This window comes from Pseudomonas brassicacearum (assembly GCF_009601685.2).
In the GTDB taxonomy this organism is placed as follows: Bacteria; Pseudomonadota; Gammaproteobacteria; order Pseudomonadales; family Pseudomonadaceae; genus Aquipseudomonas; species Aquipseudomonas kilonensis_B.
Map to the genome: position 1 here is coordinate 1 of NZ_CP045701.2, position 25,664 is coordinate 25,664.

Here is a 25,664-nt window from a genome sequence, read left to right on the forward strand (position 1 = left end):
GTCGTCTTTCTCGCGTTTAACGCATTGATAAATCATGGGCGATCAGCAAGCTGCATGTGGATAAGTGGACGTCTGCTCGCTACAATGGCCGCTTGTTTTTGCCTCACCGGCTTTCAACTTAGGGGATATCCGTGTCAGTGGAACTTTGGCAGCAGTGCGTAGAGCTTTTGCGCGATGAGCTGCCTGCCCAACAATTCAACACTTGGATCCGTCCACTACAGGTCGAAGCCGAAGGCGACGAGTTGCGTGTCTATGCACCGAATCGTTTCGTTCTCGACTGGGTCAACGAAAAGTACCTGGGCCGGGTCATGGAGCTGCTCGACGAGCATGGCAATGGCATGGCGCCTGCGTTGTCCTTATTAATAGGCAGCAAGCGCAGCTCGGCACCGCGCGCCGCACCCAACGCGCCGCTGGCAGCCGCCGCGTCACAGGCCCAGCAGGCTGTAACGGCACCGGTTAACAATCATGCCGCCCCGGCACCCGCGCCTGCCCCGAGCAAACGCAATGCGCAAAAGGTCGCCGAGGTCAGCGAAGAGCCCTCCCGGGACAGCTTCGACCCGATGGCCGGCGCCAGCTCCCAACAGGCTCCGGTGCGTGCCGAACAGCGCACCGTCCAGGTCGAAGGTGCGCTCAAGCACACCAGCTATCTGAACCGGACCTTTACCTTCGAGAATTTCGTCGAAGGTAAATCCAACCAACTGGCCCGCGCGGCGGCCTGGCAGGTCGCGGACAACCCCAAGCATGGCTATAACCCGCTCTTCCTTTATGGTGGCGTAGGCTTGGGTAAGACCCACTTGATGCACGCGGTGGGCAACCATCTATTAAAGAAGAACCCGAATGCCAAGGTCGTGTACCTGCATTCCGAGCGTTTCGTGGCCGATATGGTCAAGGCGCTGCAACTGAACGCGATCAACGAGTTCAAGCGTTTCTACCGTTCGGTGGACGCCTTGCTGATCGACGATATCCAGTTCTTCGCCCGCAAGGAACGTTCCCAGGAAGAGTTTTTCCACACCTTCAACGCATTGCTTGAAGGTGGGCAGCAGGTCATTCTCACCAGTGACCGCTACCCGAAAGAGATCGAGGGCCTTGAAGAACGCCTCAAGTCGCGTTTCGGCTGGGGCTTGACGGTGGCCGTCGAGCCGCCCGAGCTGGAAACCCGTGTGGCGATCTTGATGAAGAAAGCCGACCAGGCCAAGGTCGAGCTGCCTCACGACGCCGCGTTCTTCATCGCCCAGCGTATCCGCTCCAACGTGCGTGAACTCGAAGGTGCCCTCAAGCGGGTGATCGCTCACTCGCACTTCATGGGCCGCGACATCACCATCGAGTTGATTCGCGAATCCCTGAAGGACCTGTTGGCGCTTCAGGATAAATTGGTATCTGTGGATAACATTCAGCGAACGGTTGCTGAATACTACAAAATCAAGATATCCGACCTGCTGTCCAAACGCCGTTCGCGTTCGGTGGCACGTCCGCGTCAGGTGGCCATGGCCCTGTCCAAGGAACTGACCAACCACAGCCTGCCGGAAATCGGTGATGTGTTTGGTGGACGCGACCACACCACCGTGCTGCACGCCTGCCGCAAGATCAACGAACTTAAGGAATCCGACGCGGACATCCGCGAGGACTACAAGAACCTGCTGCGTACACTGACCACTTGATGACCACCAGCGCAGCTTATTAAGGCAAGGGACTAGACCATGCATTTCACCATTCAACGCGAAGCCCTGTTGAAACCCCTGCAACTGGTCGCAGGCGTCGTCGAACGCCGCCAGACCTTGCCGGTACTTTCCAACGTGCTGCTGGTTGTCGAAGGCCAGCAACTGTCGCTGACCGGTACCGACCTGGAAGTCGAGCTGGTCGGTCGTGTGCAACTTGAAGAACCGGCCGATCCGGGTTCAATCACCGTGCCGGCGCGCAAGCTGATGGACATCTGCAAGAGCCTGCCAAACGACGCGCTGATCGACATCAAGGTCGATGAGCAGAAGCTCGTGGTCAAGGCCGGTCGTAGCCGTTTCACCTTGTCCACGCTGCCAGCCAACGACTTCCCGACTGTTGAAGAAGGCCCGGGTTCGCTGACCTGCAGCCTGGACCAGAGTAAATTGCGTCGCCTGATCGAACGCACCAGTTTCGCCATGGCCCAGCAGGACGTTCGTTATTACCTCAACGGCATGCTCCTGGAAGTGTCTGCCGGCGTCATCCGCGCCGTCGCCACCGACGGGCATCGCCTGGCCATGTGCTCGATGCAGGCCGATATCGGTCAGCCGGATCGCCACCAGGTGATCGTGCCGCGCAAAGGTATCCTGGAGTTGGCCCGTCTGCTGACCGAGCCGGACGGCAACGTCAGCATCGTGCTGGGCCAGCACCACATCCGCGCCACGACCGGCGAGTTCACCTTCACGTCGAAGCTGGTGGACGGCAAATTCCCTGACTACGAGCGCGTGCTGCCAAAAGGTGGCGACAAGCTGGTACTGGGCGATCGCCAGGCACTGCGCGAAGCCTTCAGCCGCACCGCGATTCTCTCCAACGAGAAGTACCGTGGCATCCGCCTGCAACTGGCCAATGGTCAGCTGAAAATCCAGGCGAACAACCCGGAGCAGGAAGAGGCGGAAGAAGAAGTGGGCGTTGAATACAACGGGGGCTCCCTGGAAATCGGCTTCAACGTCAGCTACCTGCTCGACGTGCTGGGCGTGATGACCACCGAGCAAGTGCGTCTGATCCTGTCTGACTCCAACAGCAGTGCGCTGGTGCAAGAGTCCGATAACGACGATTCGGCTTACGTTGTCATGCCGATGCGTCTGTAATCATGCCAAGCAAAAGCTAGATGTCCTTAAGTCGCGTCTCGGTCACCGCGGTGCGCAATCTGCACCCGGTGACCTTCTCCCCTTCCCCCCGCATCAATATCCTTTACGGCGCCAACGGCAGCGGCAAAACCAGCGTCCTGGAAGCCGTGCACCTGCTCGGGCTTGCCCGTTCGTTTCGCAGCACCCGCCTGTTACCGGTCATCCAGTACGATCAACTGGCGTGCACGGTGTTCGGGCAGGTGGAACTGGCAGAAGGTGGCCATAGCGCCCTGGGGATATCGCGGGACCGGCAAGGCGAGTTCCAGATCCGCATCGATGGGCAGAACGCTCGTAGCGCGGCACAGCTGGCCGAGATCCTGCCATTGCAGTTGATCAACCCGGACAGCTTCCGTCTGCTGGAGGGCGCACCGAAGATTCGCCGGCAATTTCTCGACTGGGGCGTGTTCCACGTGGAACCGCGCTTCATGACGACTTGGCAGCGCCTGCAGAAGGCGCTGCGCCAGCGAAACTCTTGGCTGCGACATGGTACACTTGACGCCGTTTCGCAAGCGGTTTGGGACAGGGAACTGTGCCAGGCCAGCGCTGAAATCGATGAATACCGCCGCGCTTACATCAAAGCCTTGAAACCGGTCTTCGAGCAGACCTTGAGCGAACTGGTTGAGCTTGAGGGCCTGACGCTCAGCTATTACCGAGGCTGGGACAAAGACCGGGAACTGAGCACCGTGTTGGCTGGCTCGCTGCAGCGGGACCAGCAGATGGGCCATACCCAGGCCGGACCACAACGTGCTGACTTGCGTCTCAGATTGGGCGCACATAACGCCGCGGACATATTGTCCCGGGGGCAGCAGAAGTTGGTGGTGTGTGCCTTGCGCATAGCCCAAGGGCATCTGGTCAGCCAGGCCCGCCGCGGTCAGTGTATTTATCTGGTGGATGACTTGCCGTCCGAGCTGGACGAAGCCCACCGCCGCGCGCTATGCCGCTTGCTGGAAGACTTACGCTGCCAGGTGTTTATCACCTGTGTAGATCACGAATTATTGAGGGAAGGCTGGCAGACGGAAACGCCAGTCGCCCTGTTCCACGTGGAACAGGGCCGTATCACCCAGACCCACGACCATCGGGAGTGAAGGCATTGAGCGAAGAAAATACGTACGACTCAACGAGCATTAAAGTGCTGAAAGGCCTGGATGCCGTACGCAAACGTCCCGGTATGTACATTGGTGACACCGACGATGGTAGCGGCCTGCACCACATGGTGTTCGAGGTGGTCGACAACTCCATCGACGAAGCCCTCGCCGGCCATTGCGATGACATCAGCATCATCATCCACCCGGATGAGTCCATCACCGTACGTGACAACGGCCGTGGCATCCCGGTAGACGTGCATAAAGAGGAAGGCGTTTCCGCTGCCGAGGTCATCATGACCGTCCTCCATGCTGGCGGTAAGTTCGACGACAACTCTTACAAGGTCTCCGGCGGTCTGCACGGCGTAGGTGTCTCGGTAGTGAACGCACTGTCCGAAGAACTGGTCCTGACCGTTCGCCGCAGCGGCAAGATCTGGGAACAGACCTACATCCACGGTGTTCCCCAGGCACCCATGGCGATCGTTGGCGACAGCGAGACCACCGGCACCCAGATCCACTTCAAGGCTTCGAGCGAAACCTTCAAGAACATCCACTTCAGCTGGGACATTCTGGCCAAGCGGATTCGTGAACTGTCTTTCCTAAACTCCGGTGTTGGCATCGTCCTCAAGGACGAGCGCAGCGGCAAGGAAGAACTGTTCAAGTACGAAGGCGGCCTGCGTGCGTTCGTTGAGTACCTGAACACCAACAAGACCCCGGTCAACCAAGTGTTCCACTTCAACGTGCAGCGTGAAGACGGCATCGGCGTGGAAATCGCCCTGCAGTGGAACGACAGCTTCAACGAGAACCTGTTGTGCTTCACCAACAACATCCCGCAGCGCGACGGCGGCACCCACCTGGTGGGCTTCCGTTCGGCGCTGACTCGTAACCTGAACAACTACATCGAACAGGAAGGCCTGGCGAAGAAGCATAAAGTCGCCACCACCGGTGACGATGCCCGTGAAGGCCTGACCGCGATCATCTCGGTGAAGGTGCCGGATCCGAAGTTCAGTTCCCAAACCAAGGACAAGCTGGTGTCTTCCGAAGTGAAGACCGCAGTCGAACAGGAGATGGGCAAGTACTTCTCCGACTTCCTGCTGGAGAACCCGAACGAAGCCAAGCTGGTGGTCGGCAAGATGATCGACGCCGCCCGTGCCCGTGAAGCGGCGCGCAAGGCCCGTGAGATGACCCGCCGCAAAGGCGCGCTGGACATCGCCGGCCTGCCGGGCAAACTGGCTGACTGCCAGGAAAAGGACCCTGCCCTGTCCGAACTGTACCTGGTGGAAGGTGACTCTGCTGGCGGTTCCGCCAAGCAGGGCCGCAACCGCCGCACCCAGGCCATCCTGCCGCTCAAGGGCAAGATCCTCAACGTGGAGAAGGCGCGCTTCGACAAGATGATTTCCTCCCAGGAGGTCGGCACCTTGATCACGGCGTTGGGCTGCGGCATTGGCCGCGAAGAGTACAACATCGACAAGCTGCGCTATCACAACATCATCATCATGACCGATGCTGACGTCGACGGTTCGCATATCCGTACCCTGCTGCTGACATTCTTCTTCCGTCAGTTGCCGGAGCTGATCGAGCGCGGCTACATCTACATCGCCCAACCGCCGCTGTACAAGGTCAAGAAAGGCAAGCAAGAGCAATACATCAAAGACGACGATGCCATGGAAGAGTACATGACGCAGTCGGCCCTGGAAGACGCGAGCCTGCACCTGAACGAAGATGCCCCGGGCATTTCCGGCGAAGCCCTCGAGCGCCTGGTCAACGACTTCCGCCTGGTGATGAAGACCCTCAAGCGCCTGTCGCGCCTGTACCCACAGGAACTGACCGAGCACTTCATCTACCTGCCAGCGGTAAGCCTGGAGCAACTGTCCGATCACGCAGCGATGCAAGATTGGCTGGCCCAGTACGAAGTACGCCTGCGCACTGTCGAGAAATCCGGCCTGGTCTACAAAGCCAGCCTGCGCGAAGACCGTGAGCGTAACGTCTGGCTGCCAGAGGTCGAGCTGATCTCCCACGGCCTGTCGAACTACGTCACCTTCAACCGCGACTTCTTCGGCAGTAACGACTACAAGACCGTCGTATCCCTCGGCGCGCAACTGAGCACGCTGCTGGACGAAGGTGCGTACATCCAGCGTGGTGAACGCAAGAAAGCCGTGACCGAGTTCAAGGAAGCCCTTGAATGGCTGATGGCCGAAAGCACCAAGCGCCACACCATCCAGCGATACAAAGGTCTGGGTGAGATGAACCCGGATCAGCTGTGGGAAACCACCATGGACCCAGGTTCGCGTCGGATGCTGAAAGTCACCATCGAAGACGCCATTGGCGCGGACCAGATCTTCAACACCCTGATGGGTGATGCGGTCGAGCCTCGTCGTGACTTCATCGAGAGCAATGCGTTGGCGGTGTCCAACCTGGATTTCTGATCCTTCAGCAACGTCCGCTCCAAAAAAACCAACGCTCATGCGTTGGTTTTTTTTTACGTTTGAAAACCACGCACCCTTTTAAGGCCTGTGGTTAAAAATGGGGTAACTCGGTAACACCTTGGCACAAAGCCTTCATGTTCAATAGGTTAGGAATTGTGTGAAAGCCCCGGATAACGGGGCCTCAGATTTTCTGGCGCAGAACTTGCGGGTTAAATAACTTACACGCCGTTTCTTTAAATTGACAGGGAAGCGGTGGGTACGAGGTGGCACGAATAAATCCAATACCAAGGGTAGTCTCAATGAGCGGTACGCAAACTTCCAATCATCTGGAGCAAGGGCTCAAACCCCGGCATGTGACGATGCTATCCATCGCCGGCGTCATCGGCGCTGGCCTTTTCGTTGGCTCCGGCCACGCTATTGCAGCGGCTGGTCCGGCGGTGCTGCTGGCCTACGCTGCCGCTGGTGCCTTGGTGGTGCTGGTGATGCGGATGCTGGGCGAAATGGCGGTGGCGTCGCCGGACACCGGTTCCTTCTCGACTTATGCTGACCGCGCGATCGGTCATTGGGCCGGTTTCACCATCGGCTGGCTCTACTGGTGGTTCTGGGTCCTGGTGATTCCGCTGGAGGCCAACGCCGCCGCGACGATCCTGCATGCCTGGTTTCCGAACGTGGCGATCTGGGCCTTCACCTTGGTCATCACCCTGCTGCTGACAGTCACCAACCTGTTCAGCGTGAAGAATTACGGTGAGTTCGAATTCTGGTTCGCCTTGGTCAAGGTGGTGGCGATCATCGGCTTCATCGGCCTGGGTGTGATGGCGATCTTCGGCTTGCTGCCGACTAGCCAGGTCAGCGGTGTTTCGCACCTGTTCGACACCCAGGGCTTCCTGCCCAACGGTATGGGCGCGGTGTTGGGGGCGATCCTGACCACTATGTTTTCGTTCATGGGTACCGAGATCGTGACCATCGCGGCCGCAGAATCGAAGAACCCCGGCCAGCAGATTTCCAAGGCGACCAACTCGGTTATCTGGCGGATTGGCTTGTTCTATCTCGTGTCCATCTTCATCGTTGTCGCCCTGGTGCCGTGGAACGATCCGCTCCTGGCCAGCGTCGGTTCCTATCAGACGGTGCTGGAGCGCATGGGCATTCCCAATGCCAAGCTGATCGTCGATATCGTCGTCCTGGTGGCGGTCACCAGTTGCCTGAACTCGGCGTTGTATACGGCTTCGCGGATGATGTTCTCGTTGGGCAAGCGCGGCGATGCGCCGGCCGTTTCCCAGCGCACCAACAAGAGCGGGACGCCTTACTGGGCGGTGATGCTGTCGACCGGGGCGGCTTTCCTGGCGGTATTCGCTAACTACGTGGCGCCGGCTGCTGTGTTTGATTTCCTGCTGGCCAGCTCCGGCGCCATTGCGTTGCTGGTGTACCTGGTCATCGCGGTTTCCCAGCTGCGCATGCGCAAACAACGCACGGCGCGCGGTGAAAAGGTCGCCTTCAGCATGTGGCTGTTCCCCGGCCTGACCTACGCGGTGATCGTCTTCATCGTGGGAGCCTTGACCATCATGCTGTTCCAGGAAGCCCACCGTGTGGAAATCCTCGCGACCGGTCTGCTCAGCGTATTGGTCGTCGCGTCCGGGTTGCTGGTGCAGCGCCGTCGGATCGCCAAAGCGGGAAGCTTGGTGCGCACGATCGGTTGATATTTATTGTGGCGAGGGAGCTTGCTCCCGCTGGGCTGCGCAGCGGCCCCTCTTTTTGTGAGTGCTTCGCACTCAAGCGGGAGCAAGCTCCCTCGCCACAGATGCATCCAAACTGACCGTTGTTTAACTCGCCACAGACGCTTCGCTTCCCGCCGCCACACTTTCCAACCGATACCCATACCCATAAATCGTCAGCAATTGCCAACCCCGGTCTGCCGTCAGGCCGAGCTTGTTGCGCAGGCGATAGATGTGGGTGTCGAGCGGGCGGGACGAGGTCATTTCCTCGTGGGTCCAGAAGCGTTCGTAGAAATACTCCCGGGACAGCGGCCGGCCCAGGTTGGCGAACAGGCACCGGGCCAGGCGGTATTCCCGCTCGGTCAGGCTGATGGGGATGCCGGCGCGGGTGATGGTCAGCTCGGCGTCGTCGAACGCCAGGTCGTTGAACACCAGTACGTCGCTGGCGGGCGTGCGTTGCAGGTTGTGACGGCGCAGCACGGCGGTGACCCGGGCCTTGAGCTCGTTGGGCCGGAAGGGTTTGCTCACATAGTCGTCAGCGCCGGCGTTGAGGGCCTGGACGATATCGTGCTCGCCGTCGCGGCTGGTCAGCATGATGGCGGCCGGTGGCGAATCCATGTGCTCGCGGGTCCAGCGCAGCAATGAAAGTCCGCTGATGTCCGGCAGTTGCCAGTCGAGGATCAACAGGTCGAAGGTTTCCCGGCGCAGTTGCCGCAGCAAGTCTTCGCCTCGCTCAAAGCTGTGCAGGGTCCACGCTTGCTCGCCCCTGCCAGGGATTTGTTGCAGTGTCTGTTCTACCCGGCGCAGCTCGGCCGGTTCATCGTCCAGTATGGCGACACGCATGAAATGCGATTCCTTGATCTCGAGAGTAACGGACATCTTCAGGTGGCAATGAAACGCAGCCCGTGGCTGATTCGTTGTCATTGACCTGTCGCTGGCTGCGACAATACCGGCTCACGGCACAGAGGGAAAGGCAGCAGTACGCCACCCATCGAGTCCGTTATAGTCGTGGGCTTTGCAGGCTTGTGAACAAATCCCCAGTCCTTGAGTTTGGCCAGGAGGCCTATGAGTAACCAGCGTCGCCGTGAAAGTCGTGAGCCAACCCAGGTCCAGCGGTTGTTTCGACAGTTGGTACGGGAGTGGTTGTGGATAAGTCTGTTGCTGTTGCCGCTGACAGCCTTGCTGTCATTGAGCAGCCAAACAACGGGCAACCGTTCGGGCGCCGCGTTGTTGTCGGTGGGCCTGGTGGGGTGTGTATTGGGCTTGCTGCTGTTGCGCCCGCGCCTGGCGCTTTGGACCACGGTGGGCGGCATGAGCCTGGCCCTGTTGATCAGTGCCGTGCTGGGTGCGCGAGGTTGGTGGTGGTCACCCATGGCGAGTGTGCTGGGCATCATGTTCGGCTACCTGATCTGGAACTGGCGGCGCCTGAGCGTGGTATTGGCCTATTTCGGCTGGGAGCTGGCCCGCCTGGACGCGGAGCCCAAGGTCTTCCCGGAACGTCGCCGCCCCTCCTACACCGGCAGCGACCGCTTGCAGGGCCAGATCATGGCCCTGGAACAAGCCATGAGCCGAACCCGCGACACCCGGCGCTTCATTGCCGACGGCCTGGAATACCTGCCGGTGGCGACCATGATCAGCGATCCCCAAGGCAAGCTGTTGCTCGGCAATCGCAAGGCGCGCGAGCTGTTCGGCCATGACCTGGCGGGCGGCGACGTGCTGGAGCATCTCGGACAATTGGGTTATCCAGGGTTGGAGCATGGGGCGCATCACCGGTTATCCACATTGCCCCTGGTGGAGTTTCGCGACATTCGCGAGCGCAGCTTGCGCCTGGAACGGGCGGCTTTGTTGCCGGTTGATGGCGATGCGCCGATTGGCTGGTTGTTGAGCCTCACGGACCTGAGCGCCGAACGTGAGGCTGAAGAACAGCGCAGCGTCATGCTGCGTTTCCTTTCCCATGACTTGCGCGCTCCGCACTCGGCGATCCTTGCCCTGCTCGATGTGCAGCGATACCAGGGAGGTGGGGATAATCCGCTGTTCGACCAGATCGAGCGCCAGGTACGTCGCGCCCTGGACCTGACCGAGGGCTTCGTGCAATTGGCCAAGGCCGAATCCGAGGCGTATCAATTCCAGCCGACGCTATTCGCCATGCTGGTGCTGGATGTACTCGACCAGGCGCTGCCTATCGCCCAGGCCAAGCGCATCCAATTGATTCATGAAATAGAGGATGAAGAGGCGATGGTGAGGGCGGATCAGCCGTTGCTCACCCGTGCCCTGTTCAATCTGCTGGAAAATGCCATCAAGTACAGCGCGCCCGACACCTGCATTTCGCTGCAGGTTCATTGCACCCCGGGCTGGTTGATCTGCAATATCGCCGACCAGGGCAAGGGCATCAGCGCCGAAGAGCTACCAAACCTGTTCAGTCAGTACCGACGGTTTTCCTCGGCTCACGGCGTGGATGGCATCGGCTTGGGGCTCTCGATGGTCAAGGCGGTGGTGGACCATCACGAGGGGAAAATCGAGTGCCGCAGCGTGATGGGTAAAGGCACGACGTTCAGCCTGCGCTTTGCGTTATTGGCAGATTGAAAGATCGCAGCCTTCGGCAGCTGTAGGCGCTGCCGAAGGCTGCGATCTTTTGATGCTATAAAAACTTATGCACCTAACCGTCGGTTTTATGTGTTTAGGAAATATGTATTAAAAACAAATACCTACAACATAAAAGCGACGGATTTCGATAAAACGGTACACAGGTTATCCACAGATCTCAAACAGCGGCTTGTTCCGTGGGGACTTCGGTGACAGGGCCGGGAGGCAGCGAGCCCATTTCCCGTTGTGCCTGTTCATTCCAGGCTTGTACGCGGTCATTGAGCTCGGCGATGGCGCGGGGCCCAGTGCCTTCGGCATACATTGGCGCGCCGATCACTACAGTGATCACGCCCGGTGTCCTGATCCAGCCAGCCTTGGGCCAGAATTTGCCGGCATTGTGTGCAATCGGCAGCACGGGCAGATCGGCGTTCACGGCCAATGCCGAACCGCTGCGGGAAAATTTGCCGACGGTTCCATAAGGAACACGGGTGCCCTCGGGGAAGATCAGCACCCAAACGTTATCTCTGAGCAGTTCGTCGCCCTTCTTCGCGACCTGCTTGAGGGCCGCCTTGGGATTGTCGCGATCGATGGCGATCGGGCGCAGCATCGCCATGGCCCAGCCGAAGAACGGCACGAACAACAGCTCACGCTTGAGCACTTGGCTCAACGGTTCGAAATAGGCCGAGAGAAAGAATGTCTCCCAGGTGCTCTGGTGGTTGGACTGGATCACGCAGGGCCGGTCAGGTACGTTCTCGGCACCTTTGACTTCATAGCGGATGCCCAGGAACACCTTGCTCAACCACAGGGCGCAGCGGCACCAGTACACATTGATGAAACGGTAGCGCGCCTTGAACGGCAAGAAAGGCGCGATAAAAAAACTCAAGGAGCACCACAGCAAGGAACTGGTGCCCAACAGCAGGTAAAAGAGAAAGGCTCTGATGGCCTGCAATATAGACATAGCGGCATTTACCGTTGCGGGCAGTGCCCGCCTGTTCAAGCGCTTCCCGAACAATCCTTGATCAGGTTGTCTTGGGAGCTCTAATTGTGGATAAGTTCAGCGGCAATCGCCGCCAAGTCGTCAAAAATCAAGGTGCCCACCGGCAGGGTCTTGCCCAGAGTCTTTTCGCCTTTCCCGGTCTTTACCAAAACTGGCTGACAATCGACGGCCTTGGCCGCCTCCAGGTCACCGAGGCTGTCACCGACGAACCACACACCCGCCAATCCCACATCGTAATGGGCGGCAATGGTTTTCAACATGCCTGGCTTGGGTTTGCGGCAATCGCAGCCGTCGTCCGGCCCGTGCGGGCAATAGACGATCAAGCCGACTTCCCCGCCCTGCTCCGCCACCAATGCCCGTAAGTGCTCATGCATGGCGTCCAGGACGGCGAGGTCATAATAACCGCGGGCAATGCCCGACTGGTTGGTGGCAACCGCCACCGTCCAGCCGGCCTTGCTCAACTGCGCGATGGCTTCGATCGAACCGGGCAGTGGCAACCACTCCTCCACCGATTTGATGTAAGCGTCGGAGTCGTGATTGATCACCCCGTCCCGATCGAGAATCAGCAGTTTCAAGCGTTACCCCAGCAACGAAATATCGGCGACGCCGAGGAACAGCCCACGCAGACGCGCCAGCAACGCGTAACGGTTGGCGCGTACCTTGGCGTCTTCGGCATTGACCATCACCGCCTCGAAAAACGCATCCACCGGTTCGCGCAGTGCAGCCAGGCGCGCCAGGGTTTCGCTGTACTGACGCGCCGCCGCCATTGGCTGGACCGCCTGGTCTGCCTGCTGGATCGCCGAATACAGGGAAAACTCGTTGGCGTTGTCGAAGTACTTGGCTTCGACGGTGGCCGCGATGTTGCCGTCGGCCTTGCCCAGCAGGTTCGATACTCGCTTGTTCACCGCCGCCAGCGCTGCCGCTTCCGGCAGTTGACGGAACGCCTGCACCGCTTGTACGCGCTGGTCGAAGTCCAGGGCCGAACCCGGTTTCAGGGCTCGCACCGACAGGTAGGTGGCGACGTCGACGCCTTCATCTTCATAACGTGCCCGCAGGCGGTCGAAGATGAATTCCAGCACCGCATCGGCCAGGCCGGCAGCCTTGACCCTGCTGCCGAACGCGTTGACGGCGAACGCCACGGCGTCGTTCAGGTCCAGGTCCAGCTGTTTGTCGATCAGGATCCGCAACACGCCCAGCGCCGCGCGACGCAAGGCATAAGGGTCTTTGCTGCCGGTGGGCAGCATGCCGATACCGAAGATACCGACCAGGGTGTCGAGCTTGTCGGCGATGGCCACGGCCGCACCGGTCAGGGTGGTTGGCAGTTCAGCGCCGGCACCGCGCGGCATGTACTGCTCGTTCAGTGCCAGGGCCACGTCTTGCGGCTCGCCATCGTTGAGGGCGTAGTAGTAACCGGCGACGCCTTGCATCTCCGGGAACTCACCGACCATTTCGGTGGACAGGTCGCACTTGGACAGGATGCCAGCACGGGCCGCGCGCTGGGCGTCGCCGCCGATGCGTGGGGCGATGAACGCCGCCAGTTTCGACACGCGCTCGGCCTTGTCGTAGACGCTGCCGAGTTTTTCCTGGAACACCACGTTGCGCAGGCGCTCGTTGAAGCTTTCCAGGGGCTGTTTCTTGTCTTGCTTGAAGAAGAACTCGGCATCGGTCAGGCGCGGGCGAACGACTTTTTCGTTACCGGCGATGATCTGCTGCGGGTCCTTGCTTTCGATGTTGGCGACCGTGATGAAGCGCGGCAGCAACTTGCCTTCAGCGTCCAGCAGGCAGAAGTATTTCTGGTTGTCCTGCATGGTGGTGATCAGTGCTTCCTGTGGCACTTCAAGGAAACGTTCCTCGAACGAGCACACCAGCGGCACCGGCCATTCCACCAACGCGGTCACTTCGTCCAGCAGGTTGGCCGGCACGATGGCGGTGCCTTCCTGCAGGGTGGCCAGCTCTTCGGTGCGCTTGCTGATCAGTTCGCGGCGCTCGTTGGCGTCGGCCAGCACATAGGCGGCACGCAGGTCGGCCAGGTAGTTGGCCGGCGAGGTGATGCGCACGCTCTGTGGATGATGGAAGCGGTGACCGCGGGAATCGCGACCGGCCTTCTGGGCCAGGATCGTGCAATCGATCACCTGGTCACCGAGCAACATCACCAGCCATTGGGTTGGACGCACGAACTCTTCCTTGCGCGCGGCCCAGCGCATGCGCTTGGGAATCGGCAAGTCATTGAGGGAGTCTTCGACGATGGTCGGCAACAGGCTGGCGGTCGGCTTGCCCTTGATGCTCTGGCTATAGCGCAGCTTCGGGCCGCTCTGGTCGATTTCGCTCAGGTCCACGCCGCACTTCTTGGCGAAGCCCAGGGCGGCTTGGGTCGGATTGCCGTCGGCGTCGAACGCGGCCTGGCGTGGCGGGCCGTCGAGGTTGATGCTGCGGTCTGGCTGCTGGGTCGCCAGGGCGGTGATCAGCACGGCCAGGCGGCGCGGCGCAGCGTATACCTGTTTGGCTTCGTAGTTCAGGCCGGCGGCTTGCAGGCCTTTGTCGATACCGGCCAGGAACGCATCGGCCAGGGTGTTCAGGGCTTTGGGTGGCAGTTCTTCGGTGCCCAGTTCAACCAGAAAATCTTGAGCACTCATTGTGCAGCCTCCAGCTTAGCCAACACTTCATCACGCAGGTCCGGGGTCGCCATCGGGAAGCCCAGCTTGGCACGGGCCAGCAGGTAGGCTTGCGCGACGGAACGCGCCAGGGTGCGTACACGCAGGATGTATTGCTGGCGCGCGGTCACGGAAATCGCCCGGCGTGCATCCAGCAGGTTGAAGGTATGGGACGCCTTCAACACCATTTCATAGCTCGGCAACGGCAGCGGCTGGTCCAGCTCGATCAGGCGCTTGGCTTCGCTTTCGTAGAAATCGAACAGCTCGAACAGCTTCTCGACGTTGGCGTGTTCGAAGTTGTAGGTCGACTGTTCCACTTCGTTCTGGTGGAACACGTCGCCATAGGTCACTTTGCCGAACGGGCCGTCGGCCCACACCAGGTCGTAGACCGAATCCACACCCTGCAGGTACATGGCCAGGCGTTCCAGACCGTAGGTAATTTCGCCGGTGACCGGGTAGCACTCGATGCCGCCCGCTTGCTGGAAGTAGGTGAACTGGGTCACTTCCATGCCGTTGAGCCAGACTTCCCAGCCCAGGCCCCAGGCGCCCAGGGTTGGCGATTCCCAGTTGTCTTCGACGAAGCGAATGTCGTGCACCAGCGGGTCGAGGCCGACGTGCTTGAGCGAGCCCAGGTACAGCTCCTGGAAGTTTTCCGGGTTCGGCTTCAGGACGACCTGGAACTGGTAGTAGTGCTGCAGACGGTTCGGGTTTTCGCCGTAGCGGCCGTCAGTCGGGCGGCGGCTGGGCTGCACATAAGCGGCGTTCCAGGTTTCCGGGCCGATGGCACGCAGAAACGTGGCAGTGTGGAAAGTGCCGGCGCCTACTTCCATATCGTAGGGCTGAAGTACCACGCAACCTTGCTCGGCCCAGTATTGCTGGAGGGCGAGGATCAAGTCTTGGAAGGTACGCACGGCTGGCGTAGGCTGGCTCACGAAATTCACCTGTTTCTTGGGCTGCGATTTAAAGAGCGGGAGTATACCCGATTCGTTCGTGCGCACGCCCCCTGGAGCCTTATGCCACGCTGCTTTTGGTGTTCTGACGATCCGTTGTACATGGCTTATCACGATCAGGAGTGGGGCACGGCGCTGCGCGATGCGCAGGGTTTGTTCGAGTTGCTTTTGCTCGAAGGGTTCCAGGCCGGGCTGTCCTGGATCACCGTTTTGCGCAAACGCGAGCGCTACCGGGAGGTGCTGTACGACTTCGATGTGCAGCGGGTGGCGCAGATGAGCGACGCCGAAATCGATGAGCTGATGCTCGACCCCGGCATCATCCGCAACCGCCTCAAGCTCAAGGCCGCCCGCCGCAACGCCCAGGCCTGGCTGGCGTTGGAAGACCCGGTGGCATTTCTCTGGTCGTTCGTGGGCGACAAACCCATCATCAATCATTTCAAGGACCGCACCGAAGTGCCGGCCATCACGCCCGAGGCGCTGGCGATGAGCAAAGGCCTGAAGAAAGCCGGATTTACTTTTGTCGGACCGACCATTTGTTATGCGCTGATGCAGGCCTCGGGCATGGTCATGGACCACACCCAGGATTGCGACCGCTACGCCGAGTTGGTAAACGGCGGTTAGAATAGCCGGCTCGCAACACGGCCCATACATTCAGGAGTGACCTGTGGATAAGTTGAAAGGCGCCTTGCTGGTCGGCGCTCTGCGGTTGTTTGCGCTGCTGCCCTGGCGGGCGGTGCAAGCGGTGGGCTCGGCCATTGGCTGGTTCATGTGGAAGCTGCCCAACCGCTCCCGCGATGTGGTGCGGATCAACCTCGCCAAATGTTTTCCCGAGATGGACCCGGCCGAGCGCGAACGCCTGGTGGGCCAGAGCCTCAAGGACATCGGCAAATCCTTGACCGAAAGTGCCTGCGCCTGGATCTGGCCGGCCCAACGCTCCATCGACCTGGTGCGTGAAGTCGAAGGCCTGGAAGTATTAAAAGAAGCGCTGGCCTCCGGCAAAGGCGTGGTGGGCATCACCAGTCACCTGGGCAACTGGGAAGTGCTCAACCACTTCTATTGCAGCCAGTGCAAACCGATCATTTTCTACCGCCCGCCCAAGCTCAAGGCAGTGGATGAATTGCTGCGCAAACAGCGGGTGCAACTGGGCAACAAAGTCGCCGCATCCACCAAGGAAGGCATCCTCAGCGTCATCAAGGAAGTGCGCAAGGGCGGCCAAGTAGGCATCCCCGCCGACCCGGAACCGGCCGAATCCGCCGGTATCTTCGTGCCCTTCTTCGCCACCCAGGCCCTGACCAGCAAGTTCGTGCCGAACATGCTCGCTGGCGGCAAAGCGGTCGGCGTCTTCCTTCACGCCCTGCGCCTGCCGGACGGCTCCGGCTACAAAGTCATCCTCGAAGCCGCGCCGCAGGCCATGTACAGCACCGACACCGAAACCGCCTGCGCTGCCATGAGCCAAGTGGTGGAGCGCTACGTACGGGCCTATCCGAGCCAGTACATGTGGAGCATGAAACGCTTCAAGAAACGCCCGCCGGGCGAGGCGCGGTGGTACTGAAGGCCTGTTGCTTGGGTGTGGTGAATGCTTGATCGTGAACACCCAAGAACCCTGTGGGAGCCGAGCTTGCTCGCGATAGCGGCCTGACAGGCGCCGCATATTGAACTGCTGCACCACCCACCGTGGCGAGGGAGCTTGCTCCCGCTGGGCTGCGCAGCAGCCCCAACCGGGCTAACGTATTCCCCCAGGCAAACCCGACGGAGACCGAATGGATAACGCTCCAGGCAAGCACGTCATCGTCATCGGTGCCGGCATCGTCGGCGCATCCCTGGCCTACCATCTGATGACCCAAGGCGCGAAAGTCACGGTAGTCGAGGCCGAAGGCATCGCGTCAGGCGTGACCGGCAGCTCATTCGCCTGGATCAACAGCTCTCATGGCGAACCCGACCCCATTGCGCCATTGCGCGGCGCTGCCATCCAGGAATACCGCCGACTCGAAACGCAACTGCCCGGCCTGAAGATCCAATGGACTGGCGCCCTCTCTTACGGCCCGAGTTCAACAGCTTCGGCAAACCGGATATCCCGATCACAGATTCGTGAACTTGAGCCAAACCTCAAGAACCCTCCTCAACAAGCTTCGTATGCGGCAGAAGAAGGAGCGCTGGACGCCGTAGCAGCAACCCATGCGCTGATCGCTGGCGCCCAGGCCAACGGTGCGAAAGTGCTCACTCAAACGCCGGTTCTGCCTGCCGATGACATCCCCATCATTGGTTATCTTCCGCAGGTCGGCGGCGTCTACGTGTGCGTCATGCACCCCGGCGTTACCCTGGCCGCGATTGTGGGTCGTCTTGCCAGTGAAGAGATCGTCGGCGACAAGGCTTGCTCTGCCCTCAACCCCTGCCGTCCGGATCGTTTTTTCCAAGCTTAGTGAGGGTTTGAATGGCCTAAGTTCGCTTACTCCCAAATCAGCCAAGGAAGCGTCAAATTCCTGAACGCGTTGACCAAAACCTTTCGTTCATTAGACAGGGCATCATTGAGGTACTTTAGTTCGCGTTCAATTTGACTCACGTAAATTCGGTGTATTCCCGCTATAGCTGCTGGCTCTTCTTGTGAAAGATTAATAAGTTTCGTTGACGACCGGCCTTGAATTCAGGCCCGCCATGCTCATGCTCACCATAAAGCAGTCAGTAATTAAAGCGTCATAAATCCAATGAATAACTACTGCCAAGAGCAGCCTATTTCTGCGCTGTCTTGCTAGCCATAAGTCGAATACAGCCTTCATAAACTGAGCCTTATAGTGCGCGACGCAAAAACAATCTCGACCTTGAATTAATCACGGATGGTTTATGTCGCTAAAAAGAGTTAAGACTAAAGCGCTTCCAATCACTGAGGAGTTATTGCAATTGCTACGTGCCACACAACACGCTCAGGTTGTATGGAGCGTCGCCGTCAATGATATTGACGCGTCATGTGATGAGGTATGGCTTGCTCGAATGTGGGAGGTCGAGGGCCTCGAAGCCCGATACAGAGCCTGCCAAGACCGGCTATTTTTTTACCTGAAGCAAGCCATCGAGATTTAAACCTTCCGTCACACACTGCACTGTTTTCGTGCTTGCACTATAAGTATGGGCCCAGCAGAACCGAACGATCATGAACATTCGACTAAAGAACTAGACAGTTTATGGGGTGTTTGAAATGCCCCGTTAGTTTCGGAACGCACTGCTCTTGGAATGGCCGGCAGGCTGGGCGCTGTATCCTTTCAGCTACCTCTTAACCGAATAGCCCTCGACAACGGTATATTTTTTTTCGTATGAGGCTAATTGCCCTCCAGAGTACTTTTGCTGCCACTCTAGAACTAAAGCATTCAGGCTCATGGTCGACATTCCGGACGCCATGTTCAATCAATCTGAGTTACGACTGGAGTCTCTATGTTTGGCTGGATCAGCAATATCCGTGTCAGCGCGAAATTAAGCTTGGGCTTCGGCCTGGTACTGGGGCTTGCGTTGTTACTCGCTTCGACGGGTTGGTACGCCATTGCGACGTTGACCGACCGCGGCGCTAAAATCGAGAAAATTGCTCAAATCAGCGATTACACCAAAGACCTGCGAATCAGTCGTTTACGTCTAGGTGCAAACCCTCAACCAGATGCCTATCAACCGCTGCAGAAAATTCTGGACAATCTGGCAGCCCACTTGCAAAACATCAACACCCAGTTCACTGCCCCGATTGACCAGCAACTGATCCAACAACAGAACACTTCCGTCAGAGAATACGGACAACTGCTGCTTGATCTGGCCAAACCCAATACTGACCAAGCGCCCATATATAAACGTATGGGGCAGCTGGGTGATCTGTTGCTCGATACGACGCAAAAACTCATTGATTCGCAAAATACCAAGCGCGATGCCGACGCCGCGTCTGCCAAGGTTCTGCTGGGGCTTGTCGCAGCCTTGACGTTGCTACTGGGCGCACTTGCAGCATGGATCATTACCCAACAAATCGTTAACCCACTGCAGTACACGCTACAGGCCGTGAATCGTATTGCCGGGGGGGATTTGAGTGAGCCCGTGCAGGTCAACCGGCGTGATGAGTTGGGTCAGCTGCAATCAGGTCTTCAGCAGATGATGCTCAACCTTCATGAGCTGATCGAGGGCATTCGATCCGGCGTCATTCAGGTTGCCAGTGCTGCCGAACAGCTGTCGGCGGTCACCGAGCAAACCAATACGGGCGTCAATAATCAGAAAACCGAAACGGATCATGTCGCCACCGCGATGAGTGAAATGACCGCAACGGTGCAAAACGTCGCTCGCGATGCTGAAGAGGCCTCAACTGCCGCATCCGCCGCGGATCAGCAAGCCTCTGAGGGAGAGCAAATCGTGAATGAGGCCATAGCGCAGATCAAGCGCTTGGCCGAAGAGCTCAATCAGTCGGCCGATGCTGTACGCCATCTCCAGGAACAAAGTGAAAAAATCGGCGGGGTACTCGATGTGATAAAGGCGGTGGCCCAGCAAACCAATCTGCTGGCGCTGAACGCGGCCATTGAAGCCGCACGCGCCGGCGAGGCTGGCCGTGGCTTTGCGGTGGTAGCAGACGAGGTGCGCAGTCTTGCCTTACGCACCCAGCGTTCCACTGAAGAAATTGAAAGTCTGGTGGCCGGTGTACAGAGTGGTACTCATGCCGTTGCCTCAGGCATGGAAAGCAGCCAGCTGTTGGGCGAGAGCAGCGTCGAATTTACCCATCGCGCGGTGATCGCCCTGGAAAACATCACGAGTAAAGTATCGATCATTCAAGCCATGAATCAGCAAATCGCCACCGCAGCGGAGCAGCAAAGCGCAGTCGCCGAGGAAATCAATCGCAGTGTCATCAACGTTCGCGATATCTCCGAGCAGACGGCAAGCACCTGCGAGGAAACCGCTTCTTCAAGTACCGAACTCGCACGGCTGGGTCATGAACTGGAAAGGCTGGTAGGACGCTTTAAAGTGTAGACGTGGCAGAGACGGCGCCGTTTTGCACCCGCAATGCCTCAGGCATCTCGGGCACCGGCGCCGGCTGTGTTTCTCCTCTGCGCTCAACCCCTACCGTCCGGATCGATTTTTTCCAAGCGTAGTGGCGGGTGAATGGCCTAAGCTCGCCTCTTCCCAACCAGCCAAGGAAGTCGCAATGGGCATTCGTGGTAAAGACCGTCAGATCGATAACATCGAGTTCAATGTCAACGACATCGCCCGCAGCAAAGCCTTTTATGCAAGCGTATTCGGCTGGAGTTTCGTCGACTACGGCCCGACCTATACCGAGTTCAGCGACGGTCGCCTGACCGGTGGCTTCACGACCGGCGAACCTGTGCGCCCAGGCGGCCCGTTGATTATCTTGTATACCGATGACCTTGAAGGCACCCAACTCCGGCTCAAGGCTGCGGGGGCGTCCATCAGCCGTGAAGTGTTCGCTTTCCCGGGTGGCCGACGTTTCCACTTTATCGACCCGGATGGCTATGAACTGGCGGTGTGGTCGGCTTCCTGATGGTTGATTGACCGCAAACAGCTCCTTTGCCACTGATGGTGGTGTGGTGGATAGCATCGTTTAGCAGAGAGCATCGTGAAAAGTGGGAGCATGCGAAACCAAGGCAATTAATGACGCCCAGGCGCTAGGAAGTTACTGCATTAAATAAAAAGAGCCACGCACCGCGTGACTCTTCTGTTTTAGCCGGCTGGCCTTTTAAAGTGATTGTAGAGAAATGCTGGCGCTCGTAGAGTCTTGTTGACTATCAGCGTCCATCCAGACCCACTGCGTACCGTCTCCTTGCAAGTTGTTACTGATATTTTGAATCTGCGTTGCCACAATGGTCACTGCGCCTTTTTCCGAAGCAGTAGGTCCAATATTGGTGACTTGGCCAGCCAGCAGGCCGTTGGATGTTTCATTGACAACAAATACAGTAGCAGCAGCTTCTCGGAATTGGCACGAAATAAACTGAGTGATCTTGCTGACGATTGTCAGATTCATCCACTTCGAAGGAGGCACCGCATAATAGCGATTATATTTGTTGAACGGGTACTGCTCTCCGTTAGCCTGCAATGCGTTATTGCTAAGTCCGCTGGTGTTGGTCGGCATGCTGGTACTGCCCAACCACAGTTCGACCTGAGCAATGCCACTGTTGCTGGGTAGCGAAACTGAAACGGTCTGAGTGTCACTGCCAGAAACAAAGCCCAGAGAGGCCAAGCCGGCATTGGCCGTGGTGCCTGGAACAGTAATTGTTGCAGGAGGCTGGCTATTGCTCCATACAACACTTACGGCGGCATTGTTGTCGCTGTTAGCAGAGTTATATATGAAAATGCCGTAAATCTGACCAGGGCGCAAAGTGGTACAGGTAGCGGTATCACCCGGATTCAAAGTGATTCGTTGGCCGCCGTTCCAGTTGATTTGTGAAGCTGCGATAGCGAAGCTTTCCATGGGATAGTCCTTTAATAGATCCATCATAGTAGGTGCGCGATACGTCCTTCATCCGTTGCGCGATTACGAGATTAGTTAGCTTTAAAAAATATGCTATGCAGTTCTTAGAGTCATTGGCTATTAGCGGTTGATGGCTAAAAGCTATTTATCTTCTCGACACAATGAGGTGCTGTTTTCGTGAAAATAATGTTCGGAGAAATATCATGCAGTTGATGGGCTGATGTCAGCTGTTTTGCCGATTCTGTTGAAAAGTCGGCCATGGTTTGCACGGCAGAAAGTATGCGACCGAGGGGGAACACTTTGCATCGTTTAGGATCCGTGACACGTTGCAAAAAAGCCGCTTCCTCATGAGAGATAAGCGGCATTTTTTGTTTTGGAAGCAACATAGGTTGATTCGACCGGCTTACGGAGTGGTGAAGGGATTGTTCAGCCCACCCTGTTTTCCATCAGGCGATCCGAACCGCCTTCAGCTACGCGGTTTTCGATGAGTCGATCGGAGCCGCCTTCAGCTACGCGGTTTTCGATGAGTCGATCGGAGCCGCCTTCGGCTACGCGGTTTTCGATGAGTCGATCCGAGCCGCCTTCGGCTACGCGGCTTTCGATCAGGCGATCCGAACCACCCTCGGCGAACGTAGGTTGAACAGAAGAAGTCGCGAACGCATTACCGAGCGACAGTGCCAGAAGCGAGCCAATGAGCGTTTTGCTGAGCGTGTTCATGTCCTGATCCTTTTTATTCGTAGATAAAGTGAGTTAGACGGTGACGTGCAAACGGACGTCGACGTTGCCGCGTGTCGCGTTGGAATACGGGCAAACCTGGTGAGCCGCATCGACCAGCGCTTGAGCATCGTCTTGATCCAGGCCCGGCAGGTTGATGTGCAGATCAATGTCCAGACCGAAACCGCCAGGGATCTGGCCGATGCCGACATGTGCCGTGATCGATGCATCAGCAGGAATGCTGCGTTTGCTTTGGCTGGCGACAAACTTCAATGCGCCAATGAAGCAGGCGGAGTAGCCGGCAGCGAACAACTGCTCAGGGTTGGTGGCTTCACCACCCGCACCGCCCAAGGCTTTTGGAGTGGCCAGTTTCACGTCGAGAATCTTGTCGCTGGAAACAGCACGGCCATCACGGCCACCGGTGGAGGTTGCGACTGCGGTGTAGAGAACGTTCATGGTGTTTCCTCTATTGCTGATGGGTTGGATCGAGATTGGTTGCGCTAAATGTTTGCGCGCCAACCAGTTGCGATAAAGTTAACGGATGAATAGTTAGCGCGCAAGATAAATTTTGAGAAATTTACTGATTGCGAATTAACTAATTGATCTAAAAGGAAATTTATTTTTAGGCATTTGCAATGTCGCCAGCCCGGGTGAGCTGCGAGGTGAGCCAGGGGAAGGAGGTGCTAGGGGGGATCAGCAGGACCAGCGCAATTGCAGGCCTTCAAAGAGAGGGAAATTCATAAGCAGAACACTACGCCTCCGCCAGCCCACACATCCTTGCGCCTTTGCCTACAACCACACCAGAACCCACCTGCTTGTGTGCCTCGCCCCCGGACTCTATTGTTTTTTCGCCCTGTCCATCATCGTATCCACCACATGAAACGACCACGCATTAGCAACTTCAAGCATCAGGTGTTCCGCTCGACCGCAATGCAGCTCGCTAAAGAATTTTTGGTGGATGATCCTAAGGCACTATCAGAGAAAGGTATCGATGCTGAGCGGATAAGATACGAGCCGATAACCCAAGAGGCACTCGACCAATGCAATCTATGGGGCTCAGAAGCCCAACTTTATCCATGGGAGGAAATACCTGTCTGGAAGAATCGCGACGGGAAAGCGTTTGACCTTTCTCTGTGGTATGACCAAGAGTTATGTGGGCTTTGCTTTTCCACGCCAAAATCAAGCACCTTGTCAATCAAGGTTGTCCTCTTGGAGGGCAAGCCTGACGCCACTCACCCTTTAAAGGGCGAAGTGGCCGGTTTAGTCTTGATCGCGATCAGCCGATATGCGCGAATGCTGAAGCTTCGGGAGATTGAGATTTTTGAGCCTGACCCTGGCGCTGTCCAGTGGTACCAGTATCTGGGCTTCGATTTCGACGACCAGCGGCGCCTTGTTATAGCGGTGAACGAGGCATAACATGAGCCCCAATTCTATTGTGAGTTTTCTATGAAGGCTTCCAAGCATACTCCAAAGCCATTGCTTGCAGCTCAGTACCAAGCGGAAGCTCGCCGTCTGGCTGGCTGCGCGACCACTATAGAGCGCCAATTCTTGTCGGTAAGCCTCGCCAAAGGTAAGGAGCTTGAGCCCGTTGGCCGAATGGCTGGTGCCAGAACCTGATTTTCTGCTGATACAAAAAAACCGCCGAATTGGCGGTTTTTTTGGTTTCGCGCTGGGCAAAGCCAACCCGACTAAGCAACAGCCACCCGATTACGCCCCTGCGCCTTCGCTCGATACAGGGCTTTATCCGCATCATTCATCAAGCTGTGAAGATCCTTATTACAAGCCTGCGTCGATGCGACGCCAAGGCTGGCTGAGATATGGTGAACAGGCTCGATCATCAAACCCGCGATGGTATCGATGAGCCGTTCCGCTATCTGGGTGGCAACCTCAATGGACGTGTCCGGAAGCAAAATGGCGAACTCTTCACCACCGAGCCGACCGAGGATATCCGTTGTCCGAAACGATGAACTGATGACTGCCCCCATCTGGCGCAATACCTGATCGCCCACCTGATGGCCGTAGGTGTCGTTGATGTGCTTGAAGTGATCCATGTCCAACATGACCGCGCACAACCCTTGCCGCTTGGCCTTGCATTCGTTGTAAAGCTGCTGGGCATGCTCGAAAAATGCTCGTCGACTCTTCAGGCCGGTCAGTTCATCGGTTTGTGCGGCGCGGGTTGAAATGCTGTTCGCCTGTTCCATTTCACGGGTGAGTCGAAAGGCGATTTCCAGTGCCTGGGACATTTTGTGCGTGGCACGGGCCGCAAATGCCATGAACACCAAAATCGAAAGTGCCATGCCGACTTGAATCGCAGACGGTTGAAACAGCAGCCAGACGGTGCACGGCAGCAACACCACGCCGATGGAGACCAATGTCATATCGCGATAGGCCGAGTAGCAGGACACCGCGCTGACGGACATACCAACCGTAAAGAGCATGACCAGCGCCTGCGACAACAGATCGTCCGCCGGCATGAGCACAAACGCCCCACCGCCCCAGATGCTGGCGGATAGCACCAGCGTGACCCAGTATTTGCGCTCCCAATGTTCAGGTGTGCGCTGACTTTCGTCGCTGCGGAAATAGGCAACGAACATCGCGATACGCACCAGCGTCGATGCGGTCAGGATGGCCAGCCACCAAAAAATAGCGCTGTGCTCAAACCGATCCCAACACAGCCAAATCAGCATGATGGCAGCCAGGTAACTACCTAAAACCGCAGAAACGGATTGGCGGAACAGTTGCTGCAGTCGGTCGGTTCGCACCTGTTCGGCTATGACAAAATCCTGGCCATTGCGCAGTCTTGGGCCATCCATTTGAACCACCTGGTTTATGACGCGACCAAAAAAACGATTGTGGCACCCTGCCACCAACGCAAACAACTGAATTACTGTGACGAGGGGATTTAGCGAAATATCTCACTGCCCCACTGAGCTTTTGTAGGAGCTGCCGAAGGCTGCGATCCTTTGGTCTTTCGCTTGAAACTCAGGTGTCGGGAGAAAGATCGCAGCCTCGTTGCACTCGACAGCTCCTACAGGGCGCAGCCCAGCGCTCCTACAGACAAACCGCATCAACGCCTGCTCCTCGCCAACCTCAGAGAAACCCTGGCGGCAGCCGACGCGATGGCCAGCAACCTGGCCTTCGACTTGGAAGGCTCCTGCCGTCACATTGCTCTCGGTATACAGCAATTGATCGAACTGAGTTCATTGCTGGCAAATCGGGTGTTGGATACCGTTGATCCGCGATAGCAAGTAAACGTCCTCCAAAAAGCAAACCCGACAT

General features: G+C 57.8%; 21 protein-coding genes and 2 pseudogenes. 13 read left to right on the forward strand and 10 right to left on the reverse strand.

Translation table 11 applies throughout. The features are described 5' to 3' along the window. Positions 1-131 precede the first annotated feature (131 nt). The 5 genes from dnaA (at position 132) to gabP (ending at position 8,042) form a co-directional block, all read left to right on the forward strand. A complete protein-coding gene (gene dnaA, locus GFU70_RS00005) occupies positions 132-1,658 on the forward strand; it encodes a chromosomal replication initiator protein DnaA (RefSeq protein WP_058544792.1) in 1,527 nt (508 codons plus the stop codon). Between the two features lie 39 nt (positions 1,659-1,697). Continuing rightward, positions 1,698-2,801 (forward strand): DNA polymerase III subunit beta, encoded by a 1,104-nt coding sequence (dnaN, locus tag GFU70_RS00010; protein ID WP_003196145.1) that lies wholly within the window; start codon positions 1,698-1,700, stop codon positions 2,799-2,801. Positions 2,802-2,821: 20 nt separating this feature from the next. Further along, positions 2,822-3,925, forward strand: coding sequence for a DNA replication/repair protein RecF (recF, locus tag GFU70_RS00015; RefSeq protein ID WP_003196148.1), 1,104 nt, complete (start codon positions 2,822-2,824; stop codon positions 3,923-3,925). Between the two features lie 5 nt (positions 3,926-3,930). Continuing rightward, positions 3,931-6,348, forward strand: coding sequence for a DNA topoisomerase (ATP-hydrolyzing) subunit B (gyrB, locus tag GFU70_RS00020; protein WP_058544854.1), 2,418 nt, complete (start codon positions 3,931-3,933; stop codon positions 6,346-6,348). Between the two features lie 299 nt (positions 6,349-6,647). Then, positions 6,648-8,042, forward strand: coding sequence for a GABA permease (gabP, locus tag GFU70_RS00025; protein ID WP_058544794.1), 1,395 nt, complete (start codon positions 6,648-6,650; stop codon positions 8,040-8,042). Between the two features lie 123 nt (positions 8,043-8,165). On the opposite strand, the gene GFU70_RS00030 is transcribed toward gabP, so the two are convergent. After that, positions 8,166-8,900: a response regulator transcription factor gene (locus tag GFU70_RS00030; RefSeq protein ID WP_153387410.1), complete on the reverse strand. Its 735-nt coding sequence runs from the start codon at positions 8,898-8,900 to the stop codon at positions 8,166-8,168. A 222-nt stretch (positions 8,901-9,122) separates the two neighbouring features. Between GFU70_RS00030 and GFU70_RS00035 the strand changes: the two genes are divergently transcribed. Further along, on the forward strand, positions 9,123-10,640 hold the full coding sequence (locus tag GFU70_RS00035; protein WP_153387411.1) for a sensor histidine kinase: 1,518 nt from the start codon (positions 9,123-9,125) through the stop codon (positions 10,638-10,640). Between the two features lie 178 nt (positions 10,641-10,818). Here GFU70_RS00035 and GFU70_RS00040 read toward each other — a convergent pair whose 3' ends face one another. The 4 genes from GFU70_RS00040 to glyQ all read right to left on the reverse strand — a co-directional run bounded on the left by GFU70_RS00040 (position 10,819) and on the right by glyQ (position 15,220). Further along, positions 10,819-11,598, reverse strand: coding sequence for a lysophospholipid acyltransferase family protein (locus tag GFU70_RS00040; RefSeq protein ID WP_058544796.1), 780 nt, complete (start codon positions 11,596-11,598; stop codon positions 10,819-10,821). An 80-nt stretch (positions 11,599-11,678) separates the two neighbouring features. After that, positions 11,679-12,212: a D-glycero-beta-D-manno-heptose 1,7-bisphosphate 7-phosphatase gene (gene gmhB, locus GFU70_RS00045; protein WP_058544797.1), complete on the reverse strand. Its 534-nt coding sequence runs from the start codon at positions 12,210-12,212 to the stop codon at positions 11,679-11,681. A gap of 3 nt (positions 12,213-12,215) precedes the next feature. Next, a complete protein-coding gene (gene glyS, locus GFU70_RS00050) occupies positions 12,216-14,270 on the reverse strand; it encodes a glycine--tRNA ligase subunit beta (protein ID WP_058544798.1) in 2,055 nt (684 codons plus the stop codon). Further along, entirely contained in the window at positions 14,267-15,220 is a 954-nt protein-coding gene (glyQ, locus tag GFU70_RS00055) for a glycine--tRNA ligase subunit alpha (RefSeq protein ID WP_003177094.1), read from the reverse strand. The genes glyS and glyQ overlap by 4 nt, the downstream gene beginning before the upstream one ends. 81 nt (positions 15,221-15,301) lie before the next feature. Here glyQ and GFU70_RS00060 point away from each other — a divergent pair, with 81 nt between their 5' ends. The 5 genes from GFU70_RS00060 to GFU70_RS00080 all read left to right on the forward strand — a co-directional run bounded on the left by GFU70_RS00060 (position 15,302) and on the right by GFU70_RS00080 (position 20,744). Further along, positions 15,302-15,859, forward strand: coding sequence for a DNA-3-methyladenine glycosylase I (locus GFU70_RS00060; RefSeq protein ID WP_058544799.1), 558 nt, complete (start codon positions 15,302-15,304; stop codon positions 15,857-15,859). Positions 15,860-15,902: 43 nt separating this feature from the next. Beyond that, positions 15,903-16,790 (forward strand): lysophospholipid acyltransferase, encoded by an 888-nt coding sequence (locus tag GFU70_RS00065; protein ID WP_058544800.1) that lies wholly within the window; start codon positions 15,903-15,905, stop codon positions 16,788-16,790. Between the two features lie 208 nt (positions 16,791-16,998). Further along, a complete protein-coding gene (locus GFU70_RS00070) occupies positions 16,999-17,658 on the forward strand; it encodes an NAD(P)/FAD-dependent oxidoreductase (RefSeq protein WP_153387412.1) in 660 nt (219 codons plus the stop codon). Between the two features lie 1,000 nt (positions 17,659-18,658). After that, positions 18,659-20,215: a methyl-accepting chemotaxis protein gene (locus tag GFU70_RS00075; protein ID WP_153387413.1), complete on the forward strand. Its 1,557-nt coding sequence runs from the start codon at positions 18,659-18,661 to the stop codon at positions 20,213-20,215. 175 nt (positions 20,216-20,390) lie between these two features. Then, a complete protein-coding gene (locus tag GFU70_RS00080; protein ID WP_153387414.1) occupies positions 20,391-20,744 on the forward strand; it encodes a VOC family protein in 354 nt (117 codons plus the stop codon). Between the two features lie 195 nt (positions 20,745-20,939). On the opposite strand, the gene GFU70_RS00085 is transcribed toward GFU70_RS00080, so the two are convergent. The 4 genes and pseudogenes from GFU70_RS00085 to GFU70_RS00100 all read right to left on the reverse strand — a co-directional run bounded on the left by GFU70_RS00085 (position 20,940) and on the right by GFU70_RS00100 (position 22,841). After that, positions 20,940-21,671: a hypothetical protein gene (locus tag GFU70_RS00085; RefSeq protein WP_058544855.1), complete on the reverse strand. Its 732-nt coding sequence runs from the start codon at positions 21,669-21,671 to the stop codon at positions 20,940-20,942. A 134-nt stretch (positions 21,672-21,805) separates the two neighbouring features. Beyond that, entirely contained in the window at positions 21,806-22,057 is a 252-nt protein-coding gene (locus tag GFU70_RS00090) for a hypothetical protein (protein WP_153387415.1), read from the reverse strand. Positions 22,058-22,103: 46 nt separating this feature from the next. Further along, positions 22,104-22,388 (reverse strand): annotated as a pseudogene (locus GFU70_RS00095) (hypothetical protein); the annotation flags it as partial. Positions 22,389-22,421: 33 nt separating this feature from the next. After that, positions 22,422-22,841 (reverse strand): organic hydroperoxide resistance protein, encoded by a 420-nt coding sequence (locus GFU70_RS00100; RefSeq protein WP_153387416.1) that lies wholly within the window; start codon positions 22,839-22,841, stop codon positions 22,422-22,424. A 420-nt stretch (positions 22,842-23,261) separates the two neighbouring features. On the opposite strand from GFU70_RS00100, the gene GFU70_RS00105 reads away from it, so the two are divergent. After that, entirely contained in the window at positions 23,262-23,801 is a 540-nt protein-coding gene (locus tag GFU70_RS00105) for a hypothetical protein (protein ID WP_058544805.1), read from the forward strand. 272 nt (positions 23,802-24,073) lie between these two features. Here the strand turns inward: GFU70_RS00105 and GFU70_RS00110 are convergent, their stop codons facing one another. Further along, entirely contained in the window at positions 24,074-25,198 is a 1,125-nt protein-coding gene (locus tag GFU70_RS00110; protein ID WP_058544806.1) for a sensor domain-containing diguanylate cyclase, read from the reverse strand. A gap of 261 nt (positions 25,199-25,459) precedes the next feature. Here GFU70_RS00110 and GFU70_RS28635 point away from each other — a divergent pair. Then, a pseudogene (locus GFU70_RS28635) lies at positions 25,460-25,630 on the forward strand (DUF6124 family protein); the annotation flags it as partial. Positions 25,631-25,664 lie beyond the last annotated feature (34 nt).

What these genes read in the sequence shown, in the direction of transcription:
- GFU70_RS00085 (WP_058544855.1), bottom strand. Translation starts at nt 21,671, where the DNA reads ATGGAAAGCTTCGCTATCGCAGCTTCACAAATCAACTGGAACGGCGGC.
- GFU70_RS00040 (WP_058544796.1), bottom strand. Translation starts at nt 11,598, where the DNA reads ATGTCTATATTGCAGGCCATCAGAGCCTTTCTCTTTTACCTGCTGTTG.
- GFU70_RS00075 (WP_153387413.1), top strand. Translation starts at nt 18,659, where the DNA reads ATGTTTGGCTGGATCAGCAATATCCGTGTCAGCGCGAAATTAAGCTTG.
- GFU70_RS00105 (WP_058544805.1), top strand. Translation starts at nt 23,262, where the DNA reads ATGAAACGACCACGCATTAGCAACTTCAAGCATCAGGTGTTCCGCTCG.
- dnaN (WP_003196145.1), top strand. Translation starts at nt 1,698, where the DNA reads ATGCATTTCACCATTCAACGCGAAGCCCTGTTGAAACCCCTGCAACTG.
- GFU70_RS00035 (WP_153387411.1), top strand. Translation starts at nt 9,123, where the DNA reads ATGAGTAACCAGCGTCGCCGTGAAAGTCGTGAGCCAACCCAGGTCCAG.
- GFU70_RS00030 (WP_153387410.1), bottom strand. Translation starts at nt 8,900, where the DNA reads ATGCGTGTCGCCATACTGGACGATGAACCGGCCGAGCTGCGCCGGGTA.
- GFU70_RS00080 (WP_153387414.1), top strand. Translation starts at nt 20,391, where the DNA reads ATGGGCATTCGTGGTAAAGACCGTCAGATCGATAACATCGAGTTCAAT.
- recF (WP_003196148.1), top strand. Translation starts at nt 2,822, where the DNA reads ATGTCCTTAAGTCGCGTCTCGGTCACCGCGGTGCGCAATCTGCACCCG.
- GFU70_RS00090 (WP_153387415.1), bottom strand. Translation starts at nt 22,057, where the DNA reads ATGTTGCTTCCAAAACAAAAAATGCCGCTTATCTCTCATGAGGAAGCG.
- gabP (WP_058544794.1), top strand. Translation starts at nt 6,648, where the DNA reads ATGAGCGGTACGCAAACTTCCAATCATCTGGAGCAAGGGCTCAAACCC.
- GFU70_RS00070 (WP_153387412.1), top strand. Translation starts at nt 16,999, where the DNA reads ATGGATAACGCTCCAGGCAAGCACGTCATCGTCATCGGTGCCGGCATC.
- glyS (WP_058544798.1), bottom strand. Translation starts at nt 14,270, where the DNA reads ATGAGTGCTCAAGATTTTCTGGTTGAACTGGGCACCGAAGAACTGCCA.
- GFU70_RS00110 (WP_058544806.1), bottom strand. Translation starts at nt 25,198, where the DNA reads ATGGATGGCCCAAGACTGCGCAATGGCCAGGATTTTGTCATAGCCGAA.
- GFU70_RS00060 (WP_058544799.1), top strand. Translation starts at nt 15,302, where the DNA reads ATGCCACGCTGCTTTTGGTGTTCTGACGATCCGTTGTACATGGCTTAT.
- GFU70_RS00100 (WP_153387416.1), bottom strand. Translation starts at nt 22,841, where the DNA reads ATGAACGTTCTCTACACCGCAGTCGCAACCTCCACCGGTGGCCGTGAT.